Annotated in this window: 20 protein-coding genes; 15 read left to right on the top strand and 5 right to left on the bottom strand. The window is 55.7% G+C overall.

The window, feature by feature from the left end; translation table 11 throughout:
* Position 1 precedes the first annotated feature (1 nt).
* From DFP90_RS20285 to phnN, 5 genes are read left to right on the top strand one after another with little or no spacing between them, the layout of a single operon-like run.
* The gene (locus DFP90_RS20285; protein WP_115938893.1) at positions 2-904 is read left to right on the top strand and encodes an alpha-D-ribose 1-methylphosphonate 5-phosphate C-P-lyase PhnJ; all 903 of its coding nucleotides are present in this window, start codon (positions 2-4) and stop codon (positions 902-904) included.
* Positions 894-1,670 (top strand): phosphonate C-P lyase system protein PhnK, encoded by a 777-nt coding sequence (gene phnK / locus DFP90_RS20280; RefSeq protein WP_115938891.1) that lies wholly within the window; start codon positions 894-896, stop codon positions 1,668-1,670. The genes DFP90_RS20285 and phnK overlap by 11 nt, the downstream gene beginning before the upstream one ends.
* Before the next feature lie 9 nt (positions 1,671-1,679).
* Positions 1,680-2,384, top strand: a complete 705-nt coding sequence (gene phnL, locus DFP90_RS20275) for a phosphonate C-P lyase system protein PhnL (protein ID WP_218044760.1) — start codon at positions 1,680-1,682, stop codon at positions 2,382-2,384.
* Positions 2,377-3,519, top strand: coding sequence for an alpha-D-ribose 1-methylphosphonate 5-triphosphate diphosphatase (locus tag DFP90_RS20270; RefSeq protein ID WP_115938889.1), 1,143 nt, complete (start codon positions 2,377-2,379; stop codon positions 3,517-3,519). Before phnL ends, DFP90_RS20270 begins: the two co-directional genes overlap by 8 nt.
* Positions 3,509-4,096 carry a phosphonate metabolism protein/1,5-bisphosphokinase (PRPP-forming) PhnN gene (gene phnN, locus DFP90_RS20265; protein ID WP_245957133.1) on the top strand — a complete coding sequence of 196 codons (588 nt, stop codon included), beginning with the start codon at positions 3,509-3,511 and terminating at the stop codon, positions 4,094-4,096. Before DFP90_RS20270 ends, phnN begins: the two co-directional genes overlap by 11 nt.
* Here phnN and DFP90_RS20260 read toward each other — a convergent pair.
* The 5 genes from DFP90_RS20260 to phnC form a co-directional block, all read right to left on the bottom strand.
* Positions 4,066-4,776: a DUF1045 domain-containing protein gene (locus DFP90_RS20260; protein WP_115938885.1), complete on the bottom strand. Its 711-nt coding sequence runs from the start codon at positions 4,774-4,776 to the stop codon at positions 4,066-4,068. The genes phnN and DFP90_RS20260 overlap by 31 nt on opposite strands.
* Before the next feature lie 47 nt (positions 4,777-4,823).
* Positions 4,824-5,441: a DapH/DapD/GlmU-related protein gene (locus DFP90_RS20255; protein WP_115938883.1), complete on the bottom strand. Its 618-nt coding sequence runs from the start codon at positions 5,439-5,441 to the stop codon at positions 4,824-4,826.
* A gap of 5 nt (positions 5,442-5,446) precedes the next feature.
* Positions 5,447-6,247 carry a phosphonate ABC transporter, permease protein PhnE gene (gene phnE, locus DFP90_RS20250; protein WP_115938881.1) on the bottom strand — a complete coding sequence of 267 codons (801 nt, stop codon included), beginning with the start codon at positions 6,245-6,247 and terminating at the stop codon, positions 5,447-5,449.
* A gap of 84 nt (positions 6,248-6,331) precedes the next feature.
* Positions 6,332-7,339, bottom strand: coding sequence for a phosphonate ABC transporter substrate-binding protein (phnD, locus tag DFP90_RS20245; RefSeq protein WP_115938879.1), 1,008 nt, complete (start codon positions 7,337-7,339; stop codon positions 6,332-6,334).
* 24 nt (positions 7,340-7,363) lie between these two features.
* The gene (phnC, locus tag DFP90_RS20240; protein WP_115938877.1) at positions 7,364-8,263 is read right to left on the bottom strand and encodes a phosphonate ABC transporter ATP-binding protein; all 900 of its coding nucleotides are present in this window, start codon (positions 8,261-8,263) and stop codon (positions 7,364-7,366) included.
* A 442-nt stretch (positions 8,264-8,705) separates the two neighbouring features.
* Here phnC and DFP90_RS20235 point away from each other — a divergent pair, with 442 nt between their 5' ends.
* The 10 genes from DFP90_RS20235 (at position 8,706) to DFP90_RS20195 (ending at position 18,418) form a co-directional block, all read left to right on the top strand.
* Positions 8,706-9,527 carry a hypothetical protein gene (locus DFP90_RS20235; protein WP_147301075.1) on the top strand — a complete coding sequence of 274 codons (822 nt, stop codon included), beginning with the start codon at positions 8,706-8,708 and terminating at the stop codon, positions 9,525-9,527.
* Between the two features lie 37 nt (positions 9,528-9,564).
* Entirely contained in the window at positions 9,565-10,797 is a 1,233-nt protein-coding gene (locus DFP90_RS20230; RefSeq protein ID WP_115938873.1) for a hypothetical protein, read from the top strand.
* Between the two features lie 18 nt (positions 10,798-10,815).
* Entirely contained in the window at positions 10,816-12,297 is a 1,482-nt protein-coding gene (locus tag DFP90_RS20225; RefSeq protein ID WP_115938871.1) for a tetratricopeptide repeat protein, read from the top strand.
* Positions 12,284-14,299: an SUMF1/EgtB/PvdO family nonheme iron enzyme gene (locus tag DFP90_RS20220; protein WP_115938869.1), complete on the top strand. Its 2,016-nt coding sequence runs from the start codon at positions 12,284-12,286 to the stop codon at positions 14,297-14,299. The genes DFP90_RS20225 and DFP90_RS20220 overlap by 14 nt, the downstream gene beginning before the upstream one ends.
* Positions 14,289-14,435 (top strand): hypothetical protein, encoded by a 147-nt coding sequence (locus DFP90_RS22985; protein WP_181905479.1) that lies wholly within the window; start codon positions 14,289-14,291, stop codon positions 14,433-14,435. The genes DFP90_RS20220 and DFP90_RS22985 overlap by 11 nt, the downstream gene beginning before the upstream one ends.
* Positions 14,436-14,437: 2 nt before the next feature.
* A complete protein-coding gene (locus DFP90_RS20215; protein ID WP_115938867.1) occupies positions 14,438-15,202 on the top strand; it encodes a MotA/TolQ/ExbB proton channel family protein in 765 nt (254 codons plus the stop codon).
* Positions 15,203-15,285: 83 nt separating this feature from the next.
* Positions 15,286-16,260 (top strand): vWA domain-containing protein, encoded by a 975-nt coding sequence (locus tag DFP90_RS20210; RefSeq protein WP_218044759.1) that lies wholly within the window; start codon positions 15,286-15,288, stop codon positions 16,258-16,260.
* Positions 16,257-17,201: a vWA domain-containing protein gene (locus DFP90_RS20205; RefSeq protein WP_115938863.1), complete on the top strand. Its 945-nt coding sequence runs from the start codon at positions 16,257-16,259 to the stop codon at positions 17,199-17,201. Before DFP90_RS20210 ends, DFP90_RS20205 begins: the two co-directional genes overlap by 4 nt.
* A 30-nt stretch (positions 17,202-17,231) precedes the next feature.
* Positions 17,232-17,813, top strand: a complete 582-nt coding sequence (locus DFP90_RS20200) for a Crp/Fnr family transcriptional regulator (RefSeq protein ID WP_115938861.1) — start codon at positions 17,232-17,234, stop codon at positions 17,811-17,813.
* Positions 17,814-17,887: 74 nt separating this feature from the next.
* Positions 17,888-18,418 carry a hypothetical protein gene (locus DFP90_RS20195; RefSeq protein WP_115938859.1) on the top strand — a complete coding sequence of 177 codons (531 nt, stop codon included), beginning with the start codon at positions 17,888-17,890 and terminating at the stop codon, positions 18,416-18,418.
* The last annotated feature ends 51 nt before the right edge of the window (positions 18,419-18,469 follow it).

Raw genomic sequence — 18,469 nt, 5'->3', positions numbered from 1 at the left:
AATGACCACGGAAAATGATATTTATAATTTCGCCTATCTGGATGAGCAGACCAAGAAGATGATCCGTAGGGCGATCTTCAAGGCGATCGCCATTCCGGGCTATCAGGTTCCCTTTGCCAGCCGCGAAATGCCCATGCCCTATGGCTGGGGTACCGGCGGTATCCAGGTGACGGCAACGATCCTGTGCCCCTCGGACCGGCTCAAGGTAATCGACCAGGGATCGGATGATACGACCAATGCGGTCAGCATACGGCGGTTCTTTGCCAAAACCGCCAATGTGGAAACCACGACCAAGACCGAACAGGCCACGATCATCCAGACAAGGCATAGAATTCCGGAAACAGCGCTGCGTGAAGACCAGACCCTGGTTTATCAGGTGCCCATTCCGGAACCTCTGCGCTTTCTGGAACCCCGTGAGGTGGAGACCCGGAAGATGCATGCCCTGGAAGAATACGGGCTGATGCATGTGAAACTGTATGAGGATATCTCGCGCCATGGCGCGATTGCCACGACCTATGCCTATCCGACCCAGGTGAATGGCCGCTACATGACCGACCCATCGCCGATTCCGAAATTCGACAATCCGAAAATGGATCAGATGCCGGCGCTGCAGCTGTTTGGTGCCGGGCGTGAAAAGAGGATTTACGCGATACCGCCCTACACCGATGTGAGAAGCCTCGATTTTGAAGATCATCCTTTTGAGGTTCAGCAATGGGAATCAGCCTGTGCTTTGTGCGGCGATGACCAGAGCTTCTTGGATGAGGTGATTCTGGATGACCGGGGGGAACGCATGTTTGTCTGCTCGGACAGCCATCATTGTCAAACACGCCAGGAACAGGGGTTCCATGGCAGCCAAATGCCGGAAAATCATGCCGGCGGATTACAGGAGAAACATGATGGATGAACCGATCATGGCGGTTGAGGGGCTGACGGTAAAATACGGCTCCCATATCGGCTGCAAGGAAGTCTGTTTTGATCTTTATCCTGGCGAGGTGTTGGGAATTGTCGGGGAATCCGGTTCCGGTAAAACCACGTTGCTCAATGCCCTGCATGGGCGGCTTGAGCCCTCGCACGGCACGGTGAAATACCGTACGCGTATGGGGGGAATGGATGATATCCATGCGATGGGCGAGCCACAGCGCAGGCTATTGATGCGCACCGACTGGGCCTATGTCCATCAAAACCCGCGTGACGGCCTGCGCATGGCGGTCAGCGCCGGGGCCAATATCGGCGAGCGCCTGATGGGTGTTGGCTGGCGACATTATGGCCGGATCCGCGACAATGCAGTGGGTTGGCTCGAGGATGTAGAGATTGATACCGAACGCGTTGATGACAGCCCGGCGACTTTTTCCGGCGGTATGCAGCAAAGATTGCAGATCGCGCGGAACCTGGTGACCAACCCGCGCCTTGTTTTCATGGATGAACCGACCGGCGGTCTGGATGTTTCCGTCCAGGCGCGTCTGCTGGACCTGATCCGGACCCTGGTCGCGGAAAAAGGCCTGTCGGTGGTGATCGTCACTCATGATCTGGCAGTGGCGCGGCTGCTGTCCCATCGTTTGATGGTGATGAAGAGCGGCGAGGTGGTGGAACAGGGGCTGACCGACCAGATCCTGGATGATCCGCAGCATCCCTACAGCCAGTTGCTGGTCTCTTCCATTCTGCAAATTTAGGAGCATCCAATGCAGGAAATGCTGATTACTGAAAAGCTATGCAAAAGCTTCACGCTGCATGTGCAGAACGGAACGGAGATCCCGGTCTTTGAAAATGTGGAAATGCGTCTGGAAAAAGGGGAATGCGTTGCATTGACCGGCGCGTCCGGTGCCGGGAAAAGCACCTTCATGCGCATGATTTACGCTAATTACCGTAGCCAGTCCGGATCCATCAATATCCGTCATGGCGAGGATTGGGTGGATATGGTCGCTGCCTCACCCCATCGGATCCTTGAGGTGCGCCGGAAGACACTGGGTTATGTGAGCCAGTTTCTCCGGGTGATTCCAAGGACGCCAACATTGGATATCGTCGCGGAGCCACTGCGCCTTCGGGGGGAGGATGCGGCTGAGGCACGGCAACGGGCAGCGGTCATGTTGGAGCGGCTGAATGTGCCGGAGACCCTCTGGTCCCTCTCGCCGATGACTTTCTCCGGTGGCGAACAACAGCGCGTGAATATTGCCCGGGGCTTTATCGCGAATTATCCGGTGATGCTGCTGGATGAGCCAACAGCCTCCCTGGATCAGGTCAACCGCCAGGTTGTGCTGGATTTGATTGATGAAGCGAAAGCACGCGGAGCTGCAATCCTCGGGATCTTCCATGATCAATCCGCGAGAGCGGCGGTTTGCGATCGTGAGTTTGACATCACATCATTCAAGGTGGCGACAGATGCGTGAAGAGGTCTTTACCAATGCCAATATCGTTTTGGCGGGTGAAGTGATCCACGGCACCATTCAGATCCGGGATGGTCAGATCGCGGATCTGGCCAGCGGATGCAGCATGCTCCCCGGTGCCATGGATCTTGAAGGGGACTTCCTGCTGCCGGGTTTTGTCGAGCTGCATACGGACAATATGGAAAAGCATATGACCCCGCGGCCTAAAACCGAATGGCCGTCGGTGTCGGCGGCCGTCGCCCATGACGGCCAGCTTGCCATCTCCGGTATCACGACGGTGCTGGATGCGGTCGCGCTTGGCGATGTCAAGGAAGGCAGCAGCCGGATCACGCGTTTGAAGGAAATGATCGGCGGCATGCGCAACGCGCGGGAAGCCGGTTTGTTGCGGGTGGAACATTTCCTGCATCTGCGTTGTGAAGTCAGCTATCCCGATCTTCCGGCGGCGTTGGACGGGCTGGCGACTGAGCCCGGGGTCAAGATGTTCTCTGTCATGGATCATACGCCCGGCCAGCGTCAATTTGTCAGCATGGATGCCTATTATACCTATTATCAGGGCAAGTTCGGGCTGACCGATCGGGAGATGGATGCGTTTATTGCCGCGCGCAAGCGTGAGCAGCAGGAATATAGCCATCGCTACCGGCAAATGGTGGTCGAACTGGCCCGCAGCTATGATATCACCCTGGCCAGTCATGATGATGCGACGCTTGCCCATGTGGAGGAGGCGGTGGAAGATGGCATGAGTGTTGCCGAATTCCCTACAACCTTGGAGGCGGCAGCCGCCTCTCACGCGGCCGGGCTCAAAGTCATGATGGGCGGGCCGAATATTGTCCGGGGCCGATCCCATTCGGGCAATGTGTCCGCGCGCGATCTGGCGGCGGAAAAGGTGTTGGATGTGATCTCCAGTGATTATGTGCCGCACAGCTTGCTTCAGGCGGCCATGATCCTCCATGATGACTTCGATCATATCGCCCTACCGGATGCGATTCGGCTGATATCGAAAAACCCTGCCGAAAGCATTGGACTGGATGATCGTGGGGAAATCCTGCCCGGCAAAAGGGCCGATCTTGTCCATATGCACCATTCCCCGCATCACCCTGTGATCCGTGGTGTCTGGTCGGGAGGGCACCGTGTCGCATGATCTGGGTGAATTGATCCTGGTGGTGGGCCCCAGCGGCGCCGGGAAGGATAGCTTGCTTGCCGGGGCCCGTGAGATATTTGCCGACGATCCCGACGTCTATTTTCCAAGGCGCATTGTCACCCGCCCCCGGGACGCGGGTGGCGAGGATCATATCGCAATGGATCCAGACGCCTTTGCCGAGATCCGTGCGGCTGGCGGGTTCATTCTGCACTGGCATGCCCACGGATTGGACTATGGCATTCCAAGAGAGGTTCAATCCATGCGCCGGGAGGGGGGCACGGTTCTGGTGAATGTGTCACGTTCCGTGATCACCGAGGCATGGCGTCATCTGGCACCGGTCACGGTGATCGAGGTCACTGCCCCCAAGGAGGTTCTGGCGGAAAGGCTGCGGCAGCGGAACAGGGAAAGCGAAGCGGACATCCGCCGCAGGTTGGCCCGCCCGGTGTTGGCGCTGCCGGAACGGGTCCGGGTGGTCTGCATCGATAATGGTGGACGGCTGGAAACCGCCCTGTCTCAATTCGCGGAAGTCATCCGGCAAAAAAACCGTCAAGCGGCAATGGCGGCGGAAAACGGATAGCGCCGGATCAAGCGGAAGGGGGGGCCCCCGCCCGGATCACCGAACAGGCAAACCTCACCAACCGATGCCGGCCGGTAGAGCAAATGTTCAATTTTAGAAAACAGGATAGATCTTAGCCGGGAAAGCTCAACCGCGCCAAGCGGGCCGGTAAGGGTCATGTGAAATTTGAATTCCTCCATGACATAGGGATAGCCCCACTGATCCAGCAGTTGTTCCTGCCGGGCTGTCAGGCGTTTCTTGCGCCGTCTGGCCAGTTCCGCCTCGTTTGGCGGGGCTCGGAACGAATCCAGTTCAACCACCAGTCGGTCCGAAAGCTGGCGCAGCTCGGGAACAGGCTTGGCCGGTGTCAGGGCGAGGAAATCACCGATCCGGCTGATCTGGAAACCGGGTATGGAAAACCCGGTCAGACCGCGGCTGATGGTCGTCAACTGTGCCTCCAGCTCTTCCAGGCTGCGATCTGCAGCCAGATGGAATGGGGGTTTCAATGTCGCATGAAACCCGTAGCGGGCGGGCACTTTGGTGATCTGGTCGATCTGGCTCGGTGCCAGGCCGATGATGGGTTTATGCTCCAGGCGATTCCCGCTGTCCGGGCAATGTCCCAGCCAGTGATTGCCGAAATCCGCCAAGTCTGACCCTGACTCTGGTGCATAATAGAGGGCATAGCGTTTAAACTGTTCCATGGTTTCCTCCCGCAGAGACACCCGGTTTTATAGACAGATCCATTGAATTAGACGCCCGGATCATATTTCAGGCAAAACTCCCAGCAATCGAGTTTCCGGAAATCCTGCAGACGTTCCCGGTAGGTCTCATGTGACCAATTCCACCATGCAATCCGGAACAACGCCCTTTGCAAATTCAGCTCAAATCGCTGGCGCAGTGGTTTGGCGGGAACCCCTGCCACAATGGTGTAATCGGGAACATCGCGGGTAACAATGCTGCCGGCGCCGATTACGGCACCGGTACCGATCGTGACAGGCCCCATGATGACGGCGCCATGACCGATCCAGACGTCATGACCCATTTTTACCGGCTTGGATCGGCGCCATTCGAAAAACTCGATATCGTCCTCACCGAGATCATAAGCGGCGCTGCGATATTGGAAGTGATGCTGGCTCGCCCGATCCATGGGATGCTGGCCGGGATTGATCCTGACATGAGCCGCGATATTGGCGAATTTCCCGATATCGGCATAGATCATGTCACCATCATTGACGATATAGGAATAATCGCCCATGCGGCTGCTGGAGACCTTGGTGCGGGCGCCAACCTCGGTCCAGGCGCCGAGCTCGCTCTCCTGGACCAGGGCGGTTGGATCTATCGTGGGCTGGGGGGACAGGCGTTTCATGCCGGTCAGGTGACCATTTTGCGCAGCCGCTGGGAGAGCATGTCGAGCAGGCTGACGGTTGCGACAATCATCAGGATAACTGCCGCGGTTTCCGCATAATAGAACCCTCGGATATATTCCCATAACAGCATGCCGATGCCACCGGCACCGACGATACCCAGAACCGTGGCGGAACGCACGTTGGATTCAAACCGGTAAAGCGAAAAGGAGATCCAGAGCGGCAGCACCTGCGGAATGACCCCGAAGATGACTTCATGCAGCGCATTGGCGCCGGTGGCGCGGATGCCTTCCACCGGGCGCGGGTCAATCGCTTCAACCGCTTCGGAAAACAGCTTTGCCAGAATGCCTGTGGTATGGATCCAGAGCGCGAGAACCCCGGCAAAGGGCCCCAGTCCGACGGCGACCACAAACAACATGGCAAAAACCATCTCATTGATTGCGCGGGCGGCATCCATCAGCCGTCTGGTCGGCTGGCAGATCCACCAGGGAACGATATTTTCGGAAGAGAGAATGCCAAAAGGCACGGACATCACAACGGCCAGGACCGTACCCCAGATCGCAATCTGGATGGTGATGATGATTTCTTCCAGATACATCTCCCACTCGGTAAAATCCGGGGGGAAGAAACTGGCGGCGAATTGCGACATGTTTTCGGCGTCGTCGATCAATGCCATGGGGCGCATGTCCGCGCCTTCCCAGGACCATGCCAGCAGAGCCAGCAGGATCCCCCAACCGATAATATTCATGATTGATCGTTTGTGGGCCTTTGGCAGTGTCAGGTCGGAGATCTTTAATGCCTGGGACATTGGCTTAACTCTTCACGGTTTCGGTTATTGCATCAAGAAAACATGCCGCCCGAAGACCGGGCGGCATGTCACATTCAGGCTGGGTTACTGATTTGCAACCAGGATATCCAACTCGGACAGCTTCTTGTCGATCAGCTGGATTTTTTCAGCTTTCGCACTGTCGCTGGCGCCTTCGCTGCCCTGGATTTTCAGCTTGTCTTTGAACAGGGCCAACTGGCGGATCGGATAGAGCTGGGTGTTGTTGCTTTCCATGAACAGGCCCTGGCCATCGGAAATACCGGCCAGAACTTTCTTGGCAGCTTCCACGTCACCGAAACGGCCATAGCTCAGGAAGAAACCTTTGATTTTGGATTTCAGCTCTTTGGACAGATCCTTACGGTAAACCATCGGGTCGGACGGGATCTTCGGCGAGGTCCAGATAACTTTGATTTTGGCGGCGGCATCCGGCGCTTTGATTTTGGAACGGCCGATCTGTTCAGAATTGTTGGCGGCAACATCGACCTGTTTGTTGGCGGTTGCCATCAGGTTGGTTTCATGGTTGGCGTTACGCACGGTCTTGAAACAGGATTTCGGATCAACGTTATTCTTGGCGAAGACATAGTAGGACGGTACCAAAAAGCCGGAGGTGGAGTTCGGGTCACCGATACCGAAATTCAGGCTCTTGTCGCATTTGAAGATATCTTCCAGCGAATTGATATTGTCGTTATCCGCCTGGGTGATGATATGGGAATAATAGCCCTGGCTGCCGTCGGCTTTGGAGGTCTGAACGAACACCTCGCCACCGGCACGGTCAACGGCTTCCATGCCGGATTTATTGCCGAACCAGGCAACATGGACCTTGCCAAAACGCATGCCTTCGATGATGCCGGCATAATCGGGAGCGAAGAAAGCATTCACTTTCATGCCAAGCGCTTTTTCCATGTCCTTCATCAACGGAACCCACTGGGCCTTGAGGTTGGAGGTGGATTCGGTGGAAATGATACCGAAGTTGATTTCCTTCGGATCTTCTTCCAGCGGTTTGAATTCCGCCAGGGCGGCGGAAGACAGGGTGGTGGCGGCCAGAACGGCAGCCGTCGCGAATTTGCGGAACATCTTACATTCTCCGTTGATCAGATTTTATTGGACGAATTGGGTTTCCGGTGTGACGGTCTTGGCCTGTGCCCCCACTGGCAGGCCATGAGGCGTTTCCGGTGTGTTGACAGGTTTAACCTCAGCTTCCGCGAAGGTTTCTCGCTGCTTCTCTTCATTGGTAAGTTTGACGCTTTCGGCGCCGTAAAGCTCTTGCAGAAAGGCCGGAGTCAATTTGTCACTGGCGCCGTCAAAGACGATTTGGCCATCGCGCATGGCAATGGTGCGCGGGCAATATTGAATTGCGTAATCAACCTGGTGCAGGGAAACCAGCACCGTGACATTGTCGTCCCGGTTGACCCGGCTCAGATTATCCATGACCTTACGGGAAGACGCCGGGTCCAGGGAGGCAATCGGTTCATCGGCGAGGATGACCCTGGCGCCCTGGACAATGGTGCGGGCAATGGCCGCACGTTGTTGCTGGCCGCCGGAAAGCTTATCCGCGCGTTTATCGGCGTGGCTTTCAATGCCGACACGCTCTAACGCTTGCAGGGCACTTCGTTTCTCAGATTTGGTGAAGATACCGAAAATTGTCCGGAAGGCGGGAGCGGTCCCCAGCACACCCATTAGAACATTGGTCAGAACACTCAATCGGCCGATCAGGTTGAATTGCTGGAAGACAACACCGATATGGCGGCGATGCTGGCGAACCTTCCGCGGAATTCGGCCCGAACGCTGGATCAAATTCCCATGAACGCGGATCTCACCGCTGGACCGGTCGCCGGACACCAGGCCCGCGACATGGCGGATCAAGGTGGACTTGCCGGAGCCGGATGCACCGATCAGGGCCACCATCTCACCTTCCTCAATCGTAAGGCTGATTTCTTTCAGGGCTTTGGCATTACCGCTGAAAGTTTTTGAAAGCGCCTGGACAGAAATGGCAGACATGCGTGTTTACTCCGAACATCGATAGATCTCTTTGCATCAACGTTCGGTTAGCCGGATATCAATCTGGTTATGAAAATGTGACGCTTTTCTGACAGGCATCGATATCTGCTGGATGAGTCGTGGCGGTCATCCAGTTTTCCGGCGGCGGAGGCTTGAGAGAGTGCCGGATCGGCCGATGGCTATCTCACTGGATCATGCGCCATCTGAAGCGCGCCTCACAAAAAACAATATTGTGGTGTTTCTTGCGCTCTAGACCGTTGCTGATTGTTTCGTTCTTCGGACTTGATTGTGCCAGGGGCTTTCCGGGATTTGGGTTGGCGCCTTCTTTGGACTAAAATATCTGCCAGTCCTTTCATAGGCCCTTTGCGGCGGAGATTTCGATATGCTCTATTGAGCTTTGATAAGGGGTTATGGGGCCGGGAGTTTAGGATTGATGATTTGGATGAATAGTCTTGGTGCATTTTTGGGGATCACATTCCTTGCGGGCAGTGCTTTGGCACAAGGGGCTGATATGCCTGCCACTTCCGGTGCCAGCCTGGATTGCGGCCAAGCCAGCATAAATTATGAAAAACAAGGTGATTTAACCAAGGATGAAATCACGGCGCAGATGGATGCCGCCCTGTTTGATTCCCTTAACCGCTATGATGCCTGTCAGGAAGATTTCAGCAAGCCGGAAGAACCCCAGGATACGGCCCAAGATTCTACCCAGGATTCTAGCGGAAATACCGCTGGGGAAGAGGCGTCCGATGCTGAGGGGCAGCAGGCCGCTTCCGAAAGTGCCGAGGCAAAAGGGAAAAACAGCAGCGACGCCCAGGGCATGGAAGGCAGTGCGGCCGAACAGGCGGCGAATGCTGTAAAAAACGTTGCGTCCACCCCCAGCAGCGACATGGCGGGAACGGAAACGTCTGATCGTTCTGAGGAAGCAGATCCCAGCGCCATGGAGGATTCTCAGCAGGCCGCGTCAGGTGGACAGGGAAATCATACGGTTCCCAGTGTTGCCGGGGATATGGCCGGAACGGAACAGATGCCGACCGTAACTGTGGGCAATACCACGGACGGTGGTTCCGGGGATGGCGAGGGCGCCGGGCAACGGCAAAAGGTGCTGGCCAATGGCAAGATTCCCGATGATATTCCATCTGCGGATAATGATAGTGTGCTGGAGGCGCAGATCCGAAAGGCGGCAGAGGCCGAAACGGATCCGGTCGTGCAAAAACGTTTGTGGAATGAATACCGAAAATATAAAGGATTGCCGCAGGTCAATTGACGATAGATGATGGCCCATCGGCTTTTCGGGGGAAAAAATGATCAAACGCCTTATTACCTATGTGACATGCTTCGTTTTTGCACTGTCCGGCTGTGTTAGCTCCAATCCTGGTTCCGGTGGCGGTTCCAGCGTGGGGCCACTTTTTTCCGGTAGTTTCTTTGAACCGGAAGATCCGCCGGGCACGCCGCGCCCGAAACTGGATGTGATCATCCCTGTTTTTGACCCCGGCATTCCCGAAGACGAGAAAAAGCATAAGGAAGAGTTCGTATGGCCGGAGCTGCGCCGTGCGGAATCGGTCCGTTTCGCCATGCATATGAAAAAGGCGCTTGAGGAAACCGAACAGTTTGGCGCGGTGCGTGTGACCCCGGATGCCAATGCCACCGGCGATCTTTATATTCTCGGCAAAATCGTGAAATCCACCGGCAAGGATGTTGAGTTTGATCTCAAGGTGGTTGATGTCGCTGGAAAATCATGGTTTTCGGAAGATTATGAGCATGAGGTGAGCGAGGCTTTCCACGGCAATATCCGTAATGAGGGGAAGGACCCTTACGAGCCCGCTTTCCAGGAAGCGGCGGCGGATATTGTGGAAGAGCTGGAGGATCTTCGTGCCAAGAGACTTGAGGATCTGCAGAAACTGACTGAGGTCCGTTTCGGTGCAAGTTTCTCGGAAGAAAGCTTTGCGCAATATCTGAAACAGGATAACGGCAGATTTGAAGTTGTCGCGCTGCCCAGCGACGAGGATCCCATGCTCAATCGTGTTCGGGCCATCCGTGTCCGTGATCAGCTCTATGTTGATGGCCTGCAGACCACCTACCAAAATTTCTCCGCCCAGATGCAGGATAGCTATACAATCTGGCAGGAACAGGCCCTGCAGGAAGCCGTTGCCCGGGAAGAGGCTGAACAGGAAGCCATGAATAAAAAGATTGGCGGTATCCTGTTAATCGGTCTTGGCATTGCCGCAGCCGTTGCAGGCAGCAATTCCGGCAATTCCGGTCGGCAGACCCTGGGCACCGCCGGGGCGATCCTCGGCGGTGTTGGCGGCGCGGCCTTGCTGGCCGACGGTTTCCAGACCAGCGAAGAAGCCAAGGTTCATCGGGACGCCCTGAATGAATTGGGCAAATCCATGGATGTGGAGATCGCGCCCCAGGTGGTGGAGTTTGAGAATAAAACCGCGGAACTGACCGGGAATGCCAAAGAGCAGTTCCAGCAGTGGCGCGCTTTCCTCAAAGAGATTTTCGCCCAGGAACAGACACCGGATGTCGCCCTCTAACATGTCCGGTTTCTGTTTATGCTTGAAGAAAAGTTAAAATCCGCCCGCAAGGAGAGCACGTCCAACACCTATAAGATGGTTGTGATCGGGGCTGCTTTCCTTTTCCTGGTTTCTGCTGTCTTGATTGTTGCAACCCTGTGGCCACAGGCCCCGGAAGATGCAAGCCAATCTGTGGCGGCGGAAGTCACGTCTCCCGCGACCGGTGGCGTTGCGCCGTCAGGGGTCGAAAACACACCCTCCGCAAGCGGACAGAATACCGCTGCCGACAATGAAGCCGACCGGGAGGCATTCAAAACCGCGCTGGCACGGTTCAATGACGAGATCGAACCAGCCATGGAACAGTCAGGGCTGGCCCGCTGGGATCCGGCCGGGTATGAGGCTGTGTCCAAGGGTAAGAAACAGGCGCTGGATCGGTTTGGGCGCGGTGAATATAAGCCCGCCCTGACCCAGTTGGCAGCAGCCTCCAAACAGGCTGAAACCCTGATGGCCGCACAAAAGGACGCCTTTGTCAGTGCTTTTCAGCAGGCCTTTGATGCCTATCGCGAAGACGCCTATGAAAAAGCGGCTTTGATGATTGGCAAGGCGTTGCAGATCTATCCCCATTCCCCTGAAGCTTCTGCGTTGGCGCAGAAAATTGAAACGCTGCCGGAAATTCTGGACCTGATCAATCAAGCGGAAATCGCGCGGATTGAAAACAAGCTTGAAAAGGAGGCAGCCCTCCTGCAGGCGGTTCTCGAATTGGATCCGGATCGGCATGAACAGTCGAACCGGCTGGAAGATGTTGTGAAGATCCTCCGTGACCAGCGGTTTGCTGCCCATATCAGCAACGGCCTCGCGGCCGTTGAAAGGCGTGATGCCCGGACAGCCCGGGACAGACTGGCGCAGGCGGCGCAGTTGAAGCCGGACAGCCCGGAAATCAACTTGCTCGGCGCCAAGATTACCGCGCTGGAAAAACAGCTCCGGCTGGAGGCGGCATTGGCGAATTATGAAAGTTCCTCCGGTAAGGATGACTGGCAGAGCGCCTATGATGCTCTGGCCGCGGTAAAGTCAGAAAACCCGAATAACAAAGATGTTCTGGAAGGGCTGCAACTGGCTGGCAAGATCAATGATTCCAGCCGCGCTCTGGAACAGCTGATAACCCAGGAAGAACGGCTGTCATCGGCAAAAGTGCGCGACCAGGCGGAAAAGGCGTTGTTTGATGCCAGCATTGTGGCGCCGTTTTCTCCGCGTCTGCGGGATATGGCGATTCTGCTGGAAGATCTTGTTGGCAAATATCAGAGGGAAATTCCGGTCTTGGTTACATCCGATAACCTGACGGATATCATCGTTGTGGGAGTTGGTAAGGTGGGGAAAACCACGTCGCGCGAAATCAACCTAAAACCGGGGAGCTATGTTTTTGAAGGCCGCCGTCAGGGTTTCAAATCCAAACGGGTCGAGTTGAAAATCCCCGCCGCCGCCAGCGACAGCGCGATAACGGTGATTTGCGATGAACCCATTTGACCAGCAGCTAGCCGCAGCCCGGCGAAGACAGAAGATTACCATCCTGGCGGGGATGATATCGGTTATTCTGTTTGTCGCGGCGCTGGGTGCTTTCCTGGCGGTGTCAAAGGGGACCGCCTTTGTGATCCGGCCGGTTGCAATCGCACCGCAAACGGAAGTCAGTGTTGTCGCGGGGACAGCCTTCATTTTTCAAGATAAGCTCTATGCCCTGACCCGGAACCCGACCGTTTCTTTCACAGCCCCGCACTATAAACCGCTGACCACACAAGTGCCGGAAGACCTGGAAGGCAAAAGCCTTGAGGTCGTGCTCGAACCATTGCCGGCACGGATTGCGGCGGCACCCACCCCCGCACATGCGGAGACAAAATGGTATCTGGATGGCGCGATCCTGGAGATCGGTGCCCAGTTGGTGCATGAGGTGCGGCCCGGCACCTATCAGTTGAAGATGGATCATCCCTATTTCCGGCCGGAAGAGGTTTCTTTGACACTGGGACCGGGTGAGGATCTTGTTTTTGAGCCGAAAATGGAGCCCCATCGCCCGTGGTTTTCGGTCGAAACCGAAGAAGATGGCGCTCAGGTGATCGTCAACGGTCTCTATATCGGCGATACGCCGCTGGAGACCCAGATGGCTGCCGGACTGCATGAAATCCTGATTGAACGCAAAGGCTATCAGCCGATCCGGGATCAGGTGGAGATGACCAACCGGGATGAATTTGTGGCGCGTGAATATCGCATGCTGCCGAAGAGCGCAGCCGTCACCGTGAATGTCCGGCCCAAAGGCGGGTTTCTGCTGATCGACGGTAAGAAGCAGCCCGCGGGACAGCGCATCGACCTGGCGTCAGGCAAGCAGCATGACATTCATTATTCCCTGCCGGGTTATCGGGAGCATCAATCTACCTTCACCCTGAAGGAGGATGAGCATAAAACGCTATCCATCTCTCTTGAGGCTCAGACCGCCCGCCTGAAGGTCCGGGCGACGCCGGTGGCGGAGGTGTTTGTGAACGACAAGCCCCGGGGCCAGACCCCGCTGGATCTTGATCTGCTGGAAAAGCGCTATACCGTGACCCTGCGCAAAAAGGGCTATCGCAGCAAGGAAGTTAAGGTTGCGCTGTCGGCCAATGCGCCCACTTTGATTGAGGAAACCCTGTTGCCGGAACACGCGGCCCGCCTGGCGGAAGCGCCGGCTCAATATGTCAATGCAGGCGGACAGACGATGAAACTGTTTCACCCGGACAGTTTTACGATGGGGGCGCCCCGGTCCGAGCCAGGACAGCGTGCGAACGAATTCCTGCGTGATGTACAACTGACAAAACCGTTTTATGCCAGTCTTCACGAGGTCAGCATCGGCCAATATGCCCATTTTCGCAAACCCCCGAAGGCAGCCAATGAGAACCTGCCGGTCACGTCGGTTAGCTGGCTGGAGGCGGCGGAATATGCCAATTGGCTAAGTGGTGAGGAGAACCTGTCCCCGGTCTACCGGATCCGGAATGGCCGTTACCAGGGATTTGATCCCAAGGCGGATGGCTACCGCCTTTTGACTGAGGCGGAATGGGAATGGTTGGCGCGTAAGGCAAACCGGAAAAAGCAGACGATCTTTTCCTGGGGGGATGCAACAACAATCCCGGCCGGTGTGGGTAATATTGCGGATGAAAGCGCGCGCGGAACAGTGCCGACCTATGTGCCCCGCTATACCGATGGATTTGCGGTTACCGCCCCCGTCGGCAGTTTTGCCGTGGAACCATCGGGCCTGTTTGACCTGGCGGGCAATGTTAGCGAATGGGTGCATGATTATTATTCATTGAGCCCGCCTCGACCCGGCGATCGATTTGTCGATCCGATGGGGCCGACCAGTGGCGAAAGCCATATCTATAAAGGTGCCAGCTATAAATCGGGTACTCGGACAAAACTGCGTCCGGCCTATCGGGATGGGGCCGTCCAGGGGCGCGATGATATTGGTTTCCGGGTGGCGCGTTATTTGATTGGAGGAAGTCATGCGAATTAAGTTTCTAACGCAGGGATGGTTGCGGCGGCTGGCCATTCTTATTGCGGTCGCGGTTTCGCTGATCGGGCTTGCGGCCTACAGTCAGACCGGCTCCATCAGCCTGAATTCCCCCGTCTCCTTCCCTGTGGATATCTGATCATGTTTGCGCTCATCAAAAACCTGGTTTTGCTGGCGGTGATCGTCATTGCGGTGCATTTCCTGTATCTGGGTTACATTCTGCCGGAAGCGGATGCGGTCCTCACGGCGGCGGCGGCAGCCGGTAAATCCGCACCCCGGGAACTGGTGGTGATCCTCAAGGATCTGGAGCAGGAGATTTGTATCGCGCTGGGCCTTTGGGCGGCCTGCCTTATTGTGATGAAATCCCTCTCCATCGCCCGGCACCGTTACATGTACAAGGTCGATTTGCTGGCATCGGATGATGAAAATCAGGATATGAAGCAGGTGCTGGCACAGCTGGAGGCCCTGGATGACGACACCAGGGAAACCCCTTTGGTGCAGACCCTGCTGACCAGTCTGCGGCGGTTTTTGATCACCCGGGACGTACAAAATACTTCTGACGCCATTGAATCCGGGGTTGAAGCTTTGGCCATCCGGCTGGAATCGGAAAATTCAATGATCCGCTATCTGATCTGGGCCATTCCCTCAATCGGCTTTATCGGCACCGTGCGCGGGATCGGCCAGGCCCTGTCCCAGGCGGATCTGGCCTTGGCCGGGGATATCGCGGGCATGACCGACAGTCTGGGGGTTGCCTTCAACTCGACATTGGTAGCGCTGATCGTCAGCATCATTTTGATGCTGCTGCTCCACGGCCTCCAAAGGCTGCAGGATGATGTAATCGTCCGCACCCAGGCCTATTGCGAAAGCTTCCTGCTCAACCGCATCAGCAAGGTAGCATCACACTGAAACCGAACCGAAAAATCGAGAGTTTCAACCTCGCCTTCCTGGATGTGATGTCCTGCGGGCTTGGGGCGGTTATTCTCATTTTTATGCTGGCCAAGGAGGATGTGGCACAAAGCCCCACCGAAATTGATGCGCTAAAAAAAGAGATCGAGACCCTGACCCAGAAGGAACAGGATCTGAAAGGGGCAACGGCGGACGCGCAAACCACCTTGGATGCCCTGAACGCGCAGACATCCGATATCCGCGAACAGATCGAGGCGGTTCGAGCGGCGACGGAAAAACTGGCCAGTGCCAACGAAAACCAAAGCGGCAAGATCCAGAATTTGATCAAGCAGATTGAAGAGGCACCGCCAGCAAAAGCGGATGATGTAATTGAGGATCAGAGGGGCGGCGAGGAAAATTACCTGATGGGCCTCAAGGTCGACGGGCGCAAGATCGCCATTTTGATTGATGCCAGTGCCTCCATGACCGATGAAAAGCTGATTGATATCATCCAGCGGAAAAGCCAGTCGGACCAAGTTAAACAGCAGGGGCCAAAATGGCAGCGGACCAAGCGGGTGGCCAAATGGCTGTTGAGCCGCTTGCCTAAAACGGCACAGGTTTCTGTGATCACGTTCAACGACAAGGTACGTTTTCTGGGCGGGGCGGCCTGGATCAATGCACGCGATAGCAACAATTTGAACGGTTTGTTGGGTGATTTGGAACAGGTTGTGCCGACGGGACCGACCAATCTGCAAAAAGCCCTGGATTTCGTGCAAAAGGAAAGGCCAAGCAATATCTATCTGGTGACGGACGGCCTGCCGACAGAAGGGCGTTCCAGTTACAAGAGCCTGAACCCCTTTGCCAAATGCAACTCCATTACCGGGGGTGGCAGCACGATATCAGGGGACTGCCGGGTCAAGCTTTTCCGTCAATCTGTCAAGGACAGCGCCCCACTGAAAACGCCGACCAATGTGGTGCTGTTGCCCCTGGAGGGGGATCCGCAGGCGGCACCGGAGTTTTGGCTCTGGAGTGCCCAGACAGGAGGGTTGCTGATCAGTCCGGCAATCAATTGGCCATGAAACGTTCTCGCCGGGCTTTTGAAATCTTCAACATGTCCTTCCTGGACGTGATTTCCTGCGGCTTTGGGGCAGTGGTGCTATTGGTCTTGATCTCGAAATATCAGATCGCCCCGGAACAGGGGCCAAATGAGGAGATCGCCCCGTTGCTCAGCCAGGTATTGGAGCTGGAAAACCGGAACAAGAGCCTGTCGGAGGAATTGCAGCAGTTACAACAGACTCTGGCCAGTGCGTCGCGCGAGGCGGAGGCGCTGTCGGAGAAGGCGGAGATCCAAGCCCAGAAGCGGGAGACCGAGCGGAAGCAGGGCGCCAAATTACAGCAGGATCTGGAGGGGCTGCAACTGGTCCAGGAATCGCTGAAACGGGCAACGATCACACCCGGCAGGGCGAGCGAGCGTGATGAAGAGGTGGGCGGCATCCCCGTCGATAGCGACTATGTGATCTTCATTGTCGATACGTCAGGCAGCATGAAGGAAATCTGGGGCCGGGTGACCAAGGAAGTGGTGAATGTCATCAAGATCCATCCCGAGATCAAAGGGTTCCAGATCATGAACGATAACGGATTGCACATGATATCGGGCTATGCGGGCAAATGGATTCCGGATACGCCGGCGCGCCGGAAGAGCGTCATGAACCTGTTTAAAGGTTGGAACAGTTCCTCCAACAGCAGTCCTGTGGAAGGGATTGAAGTGGCGCTGAAAAAATATGCGCGTCCAGATATCAATCTGTCGATTTATGTGTTTGGCGATGATTTCACCGGTTCATCCTATGACCGGGTGGTGAAGGAGATTGACCAACTGAACAAACGCAAACCCGATGGAACCCGGCTTGCCAAGATCCATGGTGTCGCCTTCCTGTCGAAACATTCGACCAACCGCTTCCCGACCCTGATGCGTGAAGTCACCAAAAGAAATGGCGGCACCTTCCTGGGGCTGACCCTCTAGCTAACTGGCCTCGGACAGGGAGATGGTGTGATGACAAAAACCATTGAGCTTGCCGGAGATCGGGTGATCACCCTGCGAAAAGGGGGAATCCTGTTCAATCAGGGGCAGCCTTCAACGGGACCCTATTCGATCCTGGAGGGCAGCATTTATCTTGTCCGGAATGGTTATGACGGCCATCGCCAGATTGTCCATCGGGCGGGGGCGGGGGACATGTTGGCGGAAGCGTCGCTGTTTTCCGATCATTATCATTGTGAGGCGGTGGCGGCACATGCCGCCAGGATTGTTTGTCACGATAAGGACGAGATGCTGCGGTATTTTGCTGAAAACCCGGCAGTGATGACGGGCTATATGGCAAATCTGGCCCGGCAGGTGATTGGGGTGCGAACAAAGTTGGAACTGGTTCAGATCAGGAATGCCGAAGAGCGGATCATGGCTTTTTTCCGGCTGGAATGCGATCAGCAGACCGGGATTTTCACTATTCCCAAGGATGTTAAGGACCTTGCCGGCGAATTGTGGCTGACTCATGAGACCCTTTATCGGACTTTGGCAAAACTGCAACGCAAAGGGGTGATTGATCGCCAGGGTATGTCGGTTTTCTTACCCTCTGTATGATTACAATCATATGGTGGTGTCCATTCATTGCGTTAGAAATGGCCTTCCAATTAGGAATTATTGGAGGGCATGATATGAAACCACTTTCCCGTATCCTCTATTGTCTGGCATTTCTGCTGACCGGAAGCGCAACGGTAATGGCGAATGACCAACCCTATGCGGGACATCAAAATCGCCAGATCAAATCCTTGTCGCCACATGAGATAGAGGGGTTGAAATCCGGGGCTGGTATGGGCCTGGCCAAGGCGGCAGAGTTGAACCATTACCCTGGGCCGCGCCATCTTCTTGATGCGCCGGAAGCGATGAGTCTGACAGCGAAACAAATCGACAGTTTGAAAGAACTTCATTCCGCAATGCAGAAAGAGGCCTCTGATATTGGTCATGAAATCATTCGGGCCGAAGGCAAGCTGAACGCTCTCTTTGCGGAGCAGACGGTCCAACCGGATAATCTGAGTCAGGCAATTTTGGAAATCGGCCAGTTATGGACAAGGCTTCGTCTTGTTCATTTGAAAACCCATCTGCAAACCAAAGATCTGCTCACCGAAGATCAGATCGATCTCTATGATAGGCTGCGCGGTTATACCCCCAACAAGCACGATCACTGAGTTTATACCAAAACACTCTCTTCATCACGGCACCTGGTCAGATGCATCGCA

It is taken from the genome of Aestuariispira insulae (assembly GCF_003385955.1).
GTDB lineage: Bacteria > Pseudomonadota > Alphaproteobacteria > UBA8366 > Aestuariispiraceae > Aestuariispira > Aestuariispira insulae.
This window is presented reverse-complemented; position numbering and strand designations above follow the sequence as displayed.

Coding starts and splice junctions, on each gene's coding strand:
- DFP90_RS20285 (WP_115938893.1), top strand. CDS start 2: ATGACCACGGAAAATGATATTTATAATTTCGCCTATCTGGATGAGCAG.
- phnK (WP_115938891.1), top strand. CDS start 894: ATGATGGATGAACCGATCATGGCGGTTGAGGGGCTGACGGTAAAATAC.
- phnL (WP_218044760.1), top strand. CDS start 1,680: ATGCAGGAAATGCTGATTACTGAAAAGCTATGCAAAAGCTTCACGCTG.
- DFP90_RS20270 (WP_115938889.1), top strand. CDS start 2,377: ATGCGTGAAGAGGTCTTTACCAATGCCAATATCGTTTTGGCGGGTGAA.
- DFP90_RS20260 (WP_115938885.1), bottom strand. CDS start 4,776: ATGGAACAGTTTAAACGCTATGCCCTCTATTATGCACCAGAGTCAGGG.
- DFP90_RS20255 (WP_115938883.1), bottom strand. CDS start 5,441: ATGAAACGCCTGTCCCCCCAGCCCACGATAGATCCAACCGCCCTGGTC.
- phnE (WP_115938881.1), bottom strand. CDS start 6,247: ATGTCCCAGGCATTAAAGATCTCCGACCTGACACTGCCAAAGGCCCAC.
- phnD (WP_115938879.1), bottom strand. CDS start 7,339: ATGTTCCGCAAATTCGCGACGGCTGCCGTTCTGGCCGCCACCACCCTG.
- phnC (WP_115938877.1), bottom strand. CDS start 8,263: ATGTCTGCCATTTCTGTCCAGGCGCTTTCAAAAACTTTCAGCGGTAAT.
- DFP90_RS20235 (WP_147301075.1), top strand. CDS start 8,706: ATGAATAGTCTTGGTGCATTTTTGGGGATCACATTCCTTGCGGGCAGT.
- DFP90_RS20230 (WP_115938873.1), top strand. CDS start 9,565: ATGATCAAACGCCTTATTACCTATGTGACATGCTTCGTTTTTGCACTG.
- DFP90_RS20225 (WP_115938871.1), top strand. CDS start 10,816: ATGCTTGAAGAAAAGTTAAAATCCGCCCGCAAGGAGAGCACGTCCAAC.
- DFP90_RS20220 (WP_115938869.1), top strand. CDS start 12,284: ATGAACCCATTTGACCAGCAGCTAGCCGCAGCCCGGCGAAGACAGAAG.
- DFP90_RS22985 (WP_181905479.1), top strand. CDS start 14,289: ATGCGAATTAAGTTTCTAACGCAGGGATGGTTGCGGCGGCTGGCCATT.
- DFP90_RS20215 (WP_115938867.1), top strand. CDS start 14,438: ATGTTTGCGCTCATCAAAAACCTGGTTTTGCTGGCGGTGATCGTCATT.
- DFP90_RS20210 (WP_218044759.1), top strand. CDS start 15,286: ATGCTGGCCAAGGAGGATGTGGCACAAAGCCCCACCGAAATTGATGCG.
- DFP90_RS20205 (WP_115938863.1), top strand. CDS start 16,257: ATGAAACGTTCTCGCCGGGCTTTTGAAATCTTCAACATGTCCTTCCTG.
- DFP90_RS20200 (WP_115938861.1), top strand. CDS start 17,232: ATGACAAAAACCATTGAGCTTGCCGGAGATCGGGTGATCACCCTGCGA.
- DFP90_RS20195 (WP_115938859.1), top strand. CDS start 17,888: ATGAAACCACTTTCCCGTATCCTCTATTGTCTGGCATTTCTGCTGACC.